Raw genomic sequence first — 5,387 nt, 5'->3', positions numbered from 1 at the left:
CTTTCCCTGAAGGTCGCAGCAAGACTAGCTGCTTGATAGGGTAGAGGTGTAAGCACAGTAATGTGTTTAGCTGACTACTACTAATAGACCGTTTGGCTTTATCTTTAGGGATTACTGCCTTATTGAGTGTAGGGCTACTCTTTAGATTTTTGATGTTTGGTAAGTCTCTGTCTTAGAGACTTTATCTTTGCCTTAAAAAGTCTAAAGGGTTAAGCACAAACATTATGAGGATAAAGTATGTCAGTGATTGTAGAACTAGTAGGGTAGAAATAAATAGCCAAGAATATTATGATTTTTTAATAATAGAATCTTTAATCCAAGGCTATCTGTAAAGAATTTTGAAAAAAGTCATACAGAGATGAGAATGTAGTAAGATAAAGTGAGATAAGATAAGTCAAATATCCTCATATCTCGTAAAATCAAGTGAGATACGTTAGGGATATGCTTCTTGATGAGAATCTCTCATTTTATCACGTCTGCCTTTATGCTCTATCGTCTTTGTGCTTTTTAAGACTCTTCTTTTGATAAGGATTGCACAGGAATAGAGAATCTTCTCTAGTGTGTATCAGGAGTGCTTGAGAAATCACTGCAAAGAGAATCTAAAAGCCTGTGAACATTCCAAGCAGGCATTAGAGATTGCTCAAAGATTGTGCATAAAGATTTGCAAGGCTGATACAAGAATACTCTTAAAAAAGATTCTTTAAAGATTTCTCCCCACTTAAAGCATGTTGTGCTACTTTTAGAGGATAGCACAGCTAAATAACTAGGTTCTTGGTGTGATTGCTTAAAATTCATAAGGCACACTAAGAATAGGCTATAACAAGTTCCATCTCACAAAGAAAATGGAAATAAGGACAATGTGATTCTTTGCTCTGCTTATCTTTTAGGCGCATTATAGGCTATCACAAGAGTAAAAGCTCAATGTAAGCCCAAATACAAACATAGAAATGCAAGTATGGAAGTATAAATATGAAAGCATAAGCCAAGCATGAAAGTTAAGAATGGCAAGCTAAGAAATGAGAATAAAAAAGCCTCATTCAAGAACTCTTACCAAGAGTAGAGATTAAAGAAACTTAAGAGGCAAGTCTGAAAGCATCTTAGCGCATATAGCTGCAACGTCTCTTTACCGAATCTTCTCTTAGAAATAGGGAAGAGATAGGGTAAGATTCAAAAAAGCTTAAAGATAAAGATCAAGCTTCTTTGCTATTCTCTGTTTTAAAAGATAAAAGAGAGAATGAAGCGATTGCCTTTACTCAAGAAAAAGTCAATCACTCCCTGTGTCGAAAAGAACTCTTTTTTCTTGCTTTTTGCTTAAGCTCAAAAGAGAGGCAAAGTATAGGGCAATGCCTAGAATGCTTGCGATGAATACTTGAAGTTATGCAGAGAGGGCGTTGGGATTAAGCAGTAACATTTGATTGCTAACAAGCAATTTATTAAGAATGTGTAGTAACCAAAGCACTTTAGAAAACAATGAGTGATGTCTTGGAATGATGTCTTGTATCAACAAGATTCTTGTTTTTCTCTTTATTTGTGATGAATCCTCTTTTCTCTTTCTTATTGCAAGCATACTAGAGAGAAACCTTGATGAGTGGCATTGAATCTCTAAGAGAGATTTCTCTCTGCTTTGCAATGTGTATCAACAAAGAGATAATCCTGCAAGTAAGTGTTAGTTAGACTTGAGGATAGTCCTGTCGTATTTCTTGTAGAGGGTGTGTTAAAGAGAGATACTGCATATTCTCATCTCGTTATTCTTATAATATGGATTAGTTGGTATAAGTTTATTTAATAGGCAAACATGCTTTGTGTCATGAGCAAGAAACTTATTTGTTGATACTTTATCTTAAAATGATTCACACTAAGATTAATATGATAGGGTAAAGACTCATCAATAATCAGCAAACAAGTAGAAAGCAAAGAGATTGTTAAGAGTGTCATGCAAATATGCACAAACCAAAATTCATCAAAGTTTGTGTAAGCTCTTATTAAAAGAGAATTAAACAATGAATCTTTTACACTTAAGGATTTATAAGTGAATGTCTCTAAACTTTCTTATTGCAATGCACTGACTCTGACAAGCTGTATCCTCTTACCCAAGAGAGTATCGTAAGGACAAAGCAAAAGTAGAAAATGCAAAAAATGATGAAAATATGGAGTTACTTACTCTTAATGAGAAGGACAAAGCAAAAGATTCTAACAAGCTGCTATCATCAGACTTCAAAACAATCAATCCAGATTAAAGCTATGTCCTATTTGATAGGAGATAGGATTCTGTAAGGATAGACATCTATGTGTTAGGGCATGCTCTATTACTCTATTAATGTATTACTCTATTAATGTATTAATGTAATTGGGCAAAGCAATCACTGAAAACAGATGAGAGACAAAAACTATTCTAAGAGAAATCACTCTAAAGAATAATTAATCAGATTTAGATTCTTATTCATCACCTTAATCATGAATTGGTATCCCTAAGATAAGCAGGAAGTATCAATATTGACAAGGTTTTCAGATAAAGAGAGAGCTAAAGGATACATGAAGTAATGATTTGCTTAGAGCAGGTTGTTATTTTGTGAATAGGTAAAAGTTTGTTAAATAAATAGTCTTTGAATTAGCCTGTTATGACCTCTGTTTCACTTGCAATACTTATGGCATGTATCTACAAGTTTCATAAAAGGAAGTATCAGGCAGTTACAACAAGATATTTCGATAGAGTATTGTTATTATATGAGATTTCATAGTCTTGCAGGTAGTTTAGGGTTAGTGTTTTTTACAATAACCTCTTAAATCAAAGACTTGATTGACATGATTGACAGGTTTATACAATAACCTCTTATGCAATGATTGCCATAAAGCCTAAATTTCATCTATAAATGCCACATCTTGATTGAATCTTATTGGGAATACTCAAACACAGACTAATGCCACTTGTTATTGATAATGAAATGTCTAAGTGTCATATTTCACTTCGCACTTTTTTTACTGCATTAATCATATTATTGAGACTAGGTTTTACTTCTTCCCATTTACGAGTCTTTAATCCACAATCAGGATTTATCCACAATTGTTCTTTTGGCAAGACTTCTAACAGTAGTTTAATTTGCTTATACATTTCATCAGCACTTGGAATTCTAGGACTGTGAATATCATACACTCCCGGTCCTACTTCATTGGCATAGCCTACTTGCTTAAATATTTTGAGTAATTCGTTGCCACTTCTAGCAGTTTCGATACTGATAACATCAGCGTCCATTGCTTCAATGGTTTTCATAATATCATTAAATTCACTGTAACACATATGTGTATGAATCTGCGTACTGGGTTTTGCCACAGAGCTAGAGATTTTAAAGCATTCTAATGCCCAAGTTTCATATTCTTTAATATTCTCTTTTCTTAAGGGATACCCTTCTTTAAATGCTGCTTCATCAACCTGAATAATTTTTATACCCGCATTTTGTAAGTCAGAAATTTCATCTGCAATACACAAAGAAAGTTGTTTGCATACCTCGTGGCGAGGTAAATCATCGCGCACAAAAGACCAATTTAAAATGGTTACAGGACCAGTTAGCATTCCTTTTACAATCTTTTTACTTAGAGATTGTGCAAAGCTTGACCAACGAACAGTCATCGCATTAGGGCGACTTGTATCTCCATAAATAATAGGAGGCTTAACACAGCGACTGCCATAACTTTGTACCCAGCCATTTTGACTAAATACAAATCCTTTCATTTGTTCACCAAAATATTCCACCATATCATTTCGTTCTGGCTCACCATGCACAAGCACATCTAAGCCAACTTCTTCTTGAAAAGCAATGCAATCTTTAATATAATCCTTGATTCCATTCTCATAGGTATTTGTGTCAATTTCACCTTTTTTATATTTTTGACGTAAGGTACGTAATTCTACAGTCTGCGGGAAGCTACCAATAGTAGTAGTCGCAAGATTTGGATATCCTAACTCTTGCCTTTGAATCTTAATTCTTTCTTTAAAAGACTTTGTACGTGTAGTAACCTGTAGGCTTTGTGTTCTTTGCTGTACCTTTATATCGTGGATTTTATTAGAATTTTTACGTGTGGCATTAACCTCTTGATTTTGTTTGTAAAGATCTTTGTTAGATTCTGTAATACCGTGTCTAAAAAGTGATTCTAGAAGCTCTAATTCCCCTATTTTTTCTTTCGCAAAGCTTAACCAGCTTAGAATTTCAGAATCTAGTTTTGTTTCAGAATCTTTGCTAAATGGCACATGCAAAAGAGAACAAGAGGTGCTAATATGAATTAAATCCTTTGGTACGATAATACTTATTCTATCAAGGATATTGAGTTTTGAATCAAGATTCGCTACCCAGATATTACGTCCATCAATTAGTCCCGCATACAGTTTTTTTCCTGCATCAGCAATGAGTTTAAGACTTGTGAGATTATTTTCACCATAGATAAAATCAAGTCCTAAACCCTCAATATCTGTTTCTACTAATATTTTTGTAGCCTCATTGCTTGCTTCAAAATAGGTACTAACAATAACTCTTATGCCTAGTTCAGCAATAGCATTATAAACCTCTTTAATTTTAGAGAAAAATGGATTCTGTCCTTTGACAAAAATTGGTTCATGAAATTCAATAGTAATTTCTTCTCCTAATGTTGTTAATTTTTTGATTAATTCTAAGTATGCTGCCTTCAGTTTGGGAAAAATGTATTCCTTATCTGAATCATCATTTGTTTTTGCTAATCCTAAATATGTGAAAAGTCCTATGAGGCTTATTTTTGGGTTATAACCTAGCGACTTGGCTTCATTGTATTCATTGGCAATTTTTTCTGCATTGACTTGATATATATCGTTTTTACTTAGTTCTGGAACAACAAAATGATAATTTGTATTAAACCATTTTGTCATTTCGCAAGCTACATTACTACCATTTCCCCGCGCCATTGCGAAATATAGTTCTAATCCATTAAGATTGGCAAATCTTTTAGGAATAGCACCAAGCATATAGCTTAAATCAAGCATGTTATCATAGAGGCTAAAGTCATTTACCACGACAAAGGGAAAGTTCTTCTGATAACTCCAATGCAATGTGCGCAGACTTTTTGCTACTTTGAGCAACTCTTCTTCGCTGGTTTTCTTTGACCAAAAGGATTCTAAAGCTTTTTTCAATTCTCGCTTTTCACCAATTCGTGGAAACCCTAATATATTCATGTGTTGCCTTTTTAGTAAAATTTGCATATTTTAACATTTACATATTGTGTTTGTCAAATATAAAGCTTTAAATTTTAAGCCATTTGAGTTACAATAAATGTAATAAGCATTTATTGTAAAGTTTTCATTACTACAAAGCCATGATTTAATCACTTTAAAAGCACCTTGCAAATACATCATTTAAGTTTTAGAG

The 5,387-nt window shown here is 33.5% G+C and carries 1 protein-coding gene and 1 rRNA gene; one reads left to right on the top strand and one right to left on the bottom strand.

What is annotated here, in order from left to right:
• Positions 1 to 105: ribosomal RNA gene (locus CQA44_RS10990) — 23S ribosomal RNA — on the top strand; the annotation flags it as partial.
• A gap of 2,848 nt (positions 106 to 2,953) precedes the next feature.
• On the opposite strand, the gene metE is transcribed toward CQA44_RS10990, so the two are convergent.
• Positions 2,954 to 5,194 carry a 5-methyltetrahydropteroyltriglutamate--homocysteine S-methyltransferase gene (gene metE / locus CQA44_RS10975; RefSeq protein ID WP_115547275.1) on the bottom strand — a complete coding sequence of 747 codons (2,241 nt, stop codon included), beginning with the start codon at positions 5,192 to 5,194 and terminating at the stop codon, positions 2,954 to 2,956.
• Positions 5,195 to 5,387 lie beyond the last annotated feature (193 nt).

It is taken from the genome of Helicobacter sp. MIT 14-3879, assembly GCF_003364125.1.
The sequence above is the reverse complement of the archived record's forward strand: the minus strand, read 5'-3'. Positions and strand labels throughout refer to the sequence as shown.

Excerpts from the sequence above, each read along its gene's own strand:
- metE (WP_115547275.1), bottom strand. The coding sequence starts at position 5,194 with ATGAATATATTAGGGTTTCCACGAATTGGTGAAAAGCGAGAATTGAAA.